Origin of the sequence: Okeania sp. SIO3B5 (genome assembly GCF_010692555.1) — a bacterium.
In the GTDB taxonomy this organism is placed as follows: Bacteria; Cyanobacteriota; Cyanobacteriia; order Cyanobacteriales; family Microcoleaceae; genus Okeania.
On sequence record NZ_JAAHHG010000620.1, the window covers coordinates 1 to 5,452 of the forward strand.

General features: G+C 41.7%; 3 protein-coding genes. All 3 read right to left on the bottom strand.

What is annotated here, in order from left to right; all coding sequences use genetic code 11:
• Positions 1-547: 547 nt before the first annotated feature.
• The 3 genes from F6K54_RS39530 to priA all read right to left on the bottom strand — a co-directional run bounded on the left by F6K54_RS39530 (position 548) and on the right by priA (position 5,318).
• Complete coding sequence (locus F6K54_RS39530) at positions 548-1,870, bottom strand: WD40 repeat domain-containing protein (RefSeq protein WP_293089747.1); 1,323 nt, start codon at positions 1,868-1,870, stop codon at positions 548-550.
• A 456-nt stretch (positions 1,871-2,326) separates the two neighbouring features.
• Entirely contained in the window at positions 2,327-2,446 is a 120-nt protein-coding gene (locus tag F6K54_RS39535) for a Uma2 family endonuclease (protein ID WP_293089751.1), read from the bottom strand.
• 259 nt (positions 2,447-2,705) lie between these two features.
• Positions 2,706-5,318: a primosomal protein N' gene (gene priA, locus F6K54_RS39540; protein WP_293089749.1), complete on the bottom strand. Its 2,613-nt coding sequence runs from the start codon at positions 5,316-5,318 to the stop codon at positions 2,706-2,708.
• Positions 5,319-5,452 lie beyond the last annotated feature (134 nt).

Below are 5,452 nucleotides of genomic sequence, written 5' to 3' on the forward strand. Positions count from 1 at the left end.
GGGGAGTGGGGAGTAGTGGAGTAGGGGAGTAGGGGAGAAAGATTGCTGTTGGCTTTCGGTCCCGATACCCAACCTACTGACGTGTCAAGCTATAGTTATCTACAAGTTTTTTATAACGTTTTCAGGACTTACGCAAATTTACCTTGAAAACGCTATATGTAGGGGCGGGGGAGTGGGGGAGTAGGGGAGTAGGGGAGAAAGATTGCTGTTGGCTTTCGGTCCCGATACCCAACCTACTGACGTGTCAAGCTATAGTTATCTACAAGTTTTTTATAACATTTTCAGGACTTACGCAAATTTACCTTGAAAACGCTATATGTAGGGGCGGGGGAGTGGGGGAGTGGGGAGTAGGGGAGTAGGGGAGTGGGGGAGTAGGGGAGTAGGGAAAGATTTACTGTTGAAGCACTCATAATAAGTTTTTTTATCACTAATTATCCGGACATGATATAAGTTATGAAAATATAAGTAGAACTCTCAAAAAAAATCAAGCAAAGATTTAGAGGCTGAATTCCTTGCTTGATAAATTAGCTATGAGACATTTTTATGGTTATTTTTTCTGCCACTTCTTTCGGGATAAGGCAGCGATCGCTACTGTGCCTACTATTCCTAAGAGCGATGATGGTTCTGGTGTTGATTTAGTGTTGGTGTTAGTGGTAAACAGGTAGGCTGAACCACTTTTGGAGCCGTTGTCGTCGTCTCCAGGGGCACCTATTAGGGTTGTGTTATTGCTTAGAGCTACTGAGAATCCAAAGGAGTTATGTGCAGAACCGTCGGACGCAGTCAATTTCTGGAGCAAACTGCCGGTAGTAGTGTCAAATAGGTAGGCTGAACCACTGTCTGTTCCGTTGTTGTTGTCGTCTTTGTAGGAACCTATCAGGGCTGTGCCATCGCTTACAGCTACTGAGTATCCGAACCAGTCGCTAACAGAACCGTCTGGTGCGGTTAATTTGTGGAGTAAGTTGCCAGTAGTAACATCAAATAGATAGGCTGAACCACTGTTTCCTCCCTTGTCGTCATCCCAGTAGGAACCTATTACGGCTGTGTTATCGCTTACATCTACTGAGAATCCGAAGTGATCATTTGCAGCACCGTCTGGTGCGGTTAATTTGTGGAGAAAATTGCCAGTAGTAATATCAAATAGGTAGGCTGAACCACTGTTTGTTCCATTATCATCGTCTGCGTAGGAACCAATTAGGGCTATGTTACCGCTTACAGCTACTGACCTTCCGAAGTAGTCATATCTAGAACCGTCGGGTGCAGTAAATTTCTGGAGCAAACTGCCAGTAGTCGTGTCAAATAGGTAGACTGAACCACTGTCTGTTCCGTTGTTGTTGTTGTCTAAGTGGGAACTAATCAGAGCGAAGTTATCACTTAGAGCTACTGAGTATCCGAAGTAGTCGCCAATAGAACCATCGGGTGCAATAAATTTGTGGAGCAAACTGCCAGTAGTAGTGTCAAATAGGTAGGCTGAACCACTATTTGTTCCATTGTCGTCGTCGAAGTGGGAACCTATCAGGGCTGTATTATTGCTTACAGCTACTGAGAATCCGAAGTAGTCCTCACGATAACCGTCGGGTGCGGTAAATTTCTGGAGCAAACTACCAGTAGTAGTATCAAATAGGTAAGCTGAACCACTGTTGTATCCATTGTCGTCGTCTTTGTAGGCACCTATCAGAGCTGTGTTATTGGTTAGAGCTACTGAATGTCCGAAAAAGTCATGTGCAGAACCGTCGGGTGCGGTAAGTTTCAGATCAAAAGCGTTAGCGGGAGCTGTAAAAGCAAGGAGGGTTAAGAGCTGGAAGAAGGCTCTTTTACCAATTTTGTTTAGGTTAGTTGCTTGGCTCTTAATTACTGGTTTTTGATGGTGCATATCTAGTTAGTTCTCAATTATCTTTGTTTTTTATCGTTTTGCTCAGTCGTTTAGTTATGTCTATAGAATTAGAGTTGTCACTTTATGAGTTCAAAAATCCTACAAACTTTTGCTATGTAGGCACTAGCTATTGCTGCCTAAAAAAGCCAGGAATTATAACTTTTTCTCGTTTTGAGAAACTTTTTCGGTTATCTGCACACGTGTAAAATTAGAATAACATTTTATTTAGGCAAGAGGCAATAGCTTATGCCAAAACTTTACCAAAACTTTAAATTCAAGTAGTATCACGGAGTTCCTGAGATTGCTTCCTTCCACGGAGTGACCGTCGCAATGACTAGGGTATAGTAATTATCAGGTCTAACTTCTAACTTCAAATGTCACTCCTTCATACAAAAGTTTATAGGACTCAATACTTTCTAAAGCGATCGCCTCCCCCGCTTCATAATAATTACACAACTACATTTTCCCCTCTCTTCGACGATAAATTTCCACTGAATTTGATTCCGAGTCTACCAATACATATTCCTGCAAACTAGGAATTTGACGATAATATTTAAACTTATCGCCGCGATGCAGATATCTTTTTAGTCATCTTTAGATGACTTCTGCTGTGAGCCAAGAAATAAATTTCTTGGCGGATGACAAAGCTACGCAAATACCTCATGGATACCAAGATACCAAGGATTAAAATCCTTGGCTGATAGCTTAAGTCATCTAAAGATGACTAATTTATTTATAGATACCAAGGATTAAAATCCTTGGCTGATAGCTTAAGTCATCTAAAGATGACTAATTTATTTGTAGATACTTGGTACAGTTATACAAACTAAGTTGATCACAAATTCATAGGATCGACATCCACAGTCAAACTCACCCCAGGAGGACAAAGATTACTCAACTTAGTCAAATCTGGTACATCCTCACATCCAGGCAATAACTTTAACAAAATCTGCCACCGATAACGATTAGCCACTCTAGCAATAGGAGCAGGTGCAGGACCTAATAAATCATATTTACCTTCTTCCGCTTTTTCCATCAAAACACTCCCTAACTTTTGAGCAGTTACCGCTACCTCAGTCGGGTCATAACTACTCAAACGCAACAAAATTAACCTCCCATAAGGAGGATAGTTTAGTTCTGCTCGTTGTTGTAATTCAGTCTCCACAAAAGACTCATAATCATTACGTTGCACTGCTTGAATCACAGGATGTTCGGGAGTATAAGTCTGAATAATTACTCGCCCTGGGTTATCTCCACGGCCAGCACGTCCCGCTACTTGCAACAACGTTTGAAAAGCACGCTCATTAGCACGATAATCTGAAAAATGTAGTAACCCATCAGCAGAAACAACTCCTACTAATGTTACCTGGGCTAAATCTAAACCTTTGGTCAACATCTGAGTACCGATTAATAAATCTGCTTCTCCATTAGCAAATTGAGTTAACAATATTCGGTGTGCATCTTTGGTGCGAGTAGTGTCGCTATCATATCTAATACATCGTAAATCTGGAAACTGTCTATTTAACTCTTGAGTTACCTTTTGAGTACCGCTGCCAAAAAATTTAAAGAAAGGAGAATCACATTCCGGACAACGTTGGGGTTGTAGTTGGGTGTAATTGCAGTAATGACAACGTAACAGTTGGGTTGCGCCTTCGTGGGTATAATGATAGGAAAGTGAAACATCACAGTGGGGACATTCCATTACATAACCGCAACTACGACAAGACACAAATGTACTATGGCCGCGACGGTGGATGAATAAAATGCCTTGTTGTTTTGTTTCTTGTAACTGTTGCAGTGCTTCTTGTAGGGGATAGCTGAACATTGTGCGGTTTCCCTGTCGCAGTTGTTGGCGCATATCAATTATTTCTACGGGTGGCATCGGTCGTGAGTGAACGCGCTCTGGTAGTGACAGGTAATAGGTTTTAGGTGTGAGGTTTTGGGTTTTAGGTTTTGGGGAAACATTTTCATCTACATTTTCTGGTAGATTAGGAGATGCTTGACTCAGGTTTTCTGGGTGGTATTCTCTTGTTTCCAACCAACTTTCTAAAGAAGGTGTTGCGGAACCTAATATTAAGGGGCAGTTTTCCAGCTCTGCTCGCCATTTCGCTACAGTGCGAGCATGATAACAAGGGGCGGGGCGGTCTTGTTTGAAACTATTATCGTGTTCTTCGTCTAATACTATTAAACCTAGTTTTGGTAATGGGGCAAAGATGGCAGAGCGAGTGCCAATAATAACTTGAGGAATACCCCATGTCATATTACGCCAGGTATCGTAACGTTCGCCCGGAGACAGAGCGCTATGGTAAACGTAGACTTTTTTGCCGAAACGAGCGCGAAATCTATCGGTGAGTTGGGGTGTTAGACCAATTTCGGGAACGAGTACAAGAGCAGATTTGCCACTTTCAAGAATAGGAGCGATCGCTTGTAAATATACTTCTGTTTTCCCAGATCCCGTAACTCCATGCAACAATATTTGAGCAAATTCTTGTATTTCGGTAATAGTTGTTAATGCTTCTGCTTGATAGGGGGTGAGCATTTTGATTTCATCTCTGATATTGCCCCTACCTTCTTCTCGTCGCAACACCTCCTGTGCTTCTATGATGACACAGCCTTTTTCTTCTAGTTTTCTGACTACAGAAGAATTGGTTTTGCAACTGTTAAGCAATTCAGTTAACCATGTTTCCCCACCGTTTCGCCGTAGCACTTCCATAACTTCTTGTTGACGTGGGGTTAAATCCTTGGGTAAGTTTTGAACAACTAAAGTTACAGCTTGTCTCAATTTTGGTTTTGGAGGAGAAGGAGGTTCGAGATAACTTTCTACCCAACCTCGTTGGAGTAAATCTTTTAATCCTCTGTTAGCACCTTTGACTTGACGTTGGATATATTGCCAGGTGTAATCTTTGGTTTTGGAATTTTGCAGAGTTTCCAGAATTTTTTTAGCGGTAGCATTGAGAAAGATTTCTGCACCTGTTGGTATTGCTTCTTCTATAATGCGGATGCGTCGTTGACTACGTTTGAGTAACCCTGGTGGCAAAGCAGTGCGAATAACTCTAATAATAGGTGTTTGATAATAACTAGCAACTTTTTCTATAAGTTGCCAATAAGTGGGAGGGAAAAAACCTCTAGTAATAATGTCCGATACATTTTTGATGCGCTCCCTCGTTAACCCTTCTGGTAGTTGGGAGGTTTTACGAATAGCGATCGCTCCTACCTGTTGACTGCCAAAAGGTACTGTTAAAATGTCTCCTGGTTGAATGTCCAGTTCGGGAGGTATTTTGTAAGTAAATAATTTTTCCTCTTCTTCAGCATCATCTGTTGAAGTTTTGAAAGGAACATCAACTAAAGCTTCCACCCACTCTTGCGACTCTTGAGGATGGTTGTTTGTGTAAGACGATCCAGGTTCAGCCAATATTGGTTTTGAGAGTGCTTGAGTAGTTTGGGACATCTTTTCAAATTAACTAGGGGACAAGTAGGGTACTTTACAAAAGAACTAGGAGGTAAACCAGTTGCGGGCAAGATGCCTGCACTACAAAGACTTTACCATTTATATTTATACCTCATCTACCTGCAATCTGCTGA

Coding starts and splice junctions, on each gene's coding strand:
- F6K54_RS39530 (WP_293089747.1), bottom strand. CDS start 1,870: ATGCACCATCAAAAACCAGTAATTAAGAGCCAAGCAACTAACCTAAAC.
- priA (WP_293089749.1), bottom strand. CDS start 5,318: ATGTCCCAAACTACTCAAGCACTCTCAAAACCAATATTGGCTGAACCT.